This is a genomic window from Levilactobacillus suantsaiihabitans (assembly GCF_004745505.1).
GTDB classification, from domain to species: Bacteria; Bacillota; Bacilli; order Lactobacillales; family Lactobacillaceae; genus Levilactobacillus; species Levilactobacillus suantsaiihabitans.
This window is the reverse complement of sequence record NZ_RKLX01000065.1, coordinates 1-634: the sequence shown is the minus strand read 5'-3', so window position 1 is coordinate 634 and position 634 is coordinate 1. Positions and strand designations below refer to the sequence as shown.

The 634-nt window shown below is 35.3% G+C and carries 2 protein-coding genes; one reads left to right on the top strand and one right to left on the bottom strand.

Features of this window, described 5'->3' with window-relative positions:
- On the bottom strand, positions 1-161 hold a 161-nt coding region (locus EGT51_RS12860), incomplete at its 3' end, for a MobA/MobL family protein (RefSeq protein WP_167850213.1).
- A gap of 250 nt (positions 162-411) precedes the next feature.
- Between EGT51_RS12860 and EGT51_RS12855 the strand changes: the two genes are divergently transcribed.
- Positions 412-634: hypothetical protein (locus EGT51_RS12855; RefSeq protein WP_167850214.1), on the top strand; the 223-nt coding region annotated here is incomplete at its 3' end.

Sequence of the window (634 nt, the reverse complement as noted above, 5' to 3'; positions counted from 1 at the left end):
GTTAAAATAAAACTCTCTGGTATGACTGACCGAGCATAGAAATAGTGGCGACCTTCTTGATCATCAAATAATTTTTCACCACTTCGATAAGCGGCACTGGCAATCGCACTTCGTCCTTTCCCAGCACTAATATTACTAAAACTCATATGAAAAATTGCCATACTAGTCACCACCTTTCTTTGGATCTATTGGTTGATTTTGTTGTCGCCATCGGCGACTTCTAATACAGGATTTTGGCACGATTTACCCCACAATAATTTAGTGGGGTGTAAGTGCGCATTGACCTCGTTTCACTCGGTATTCTGATTCTCTTAACTTTAATTTAGTGTATGCCTTCCGCTTCGCTATTTCAAATTTTATACTTTGACTTAACGTTTCCTATATGATATAGTTTCGGTGATTATTTATAATGTGATTGGAGGGATCGTTATGTCTCAAAGTAACTTAGAAAAACAAGAAGCTAAATTAAAAGCCCTTAATCAAAAAATTAAGGACGAAAAAAATAAGATTGAACAACGGCTAGGTAAACAAATTATCAGTCAAGCCAATTTAGATTATGCTAATTTGTCTAACGATCAGATTAAGCTTTTAGCCAAGCAATTTTCTGAATTTTTAAAGGTAAAGTCCGTAGATC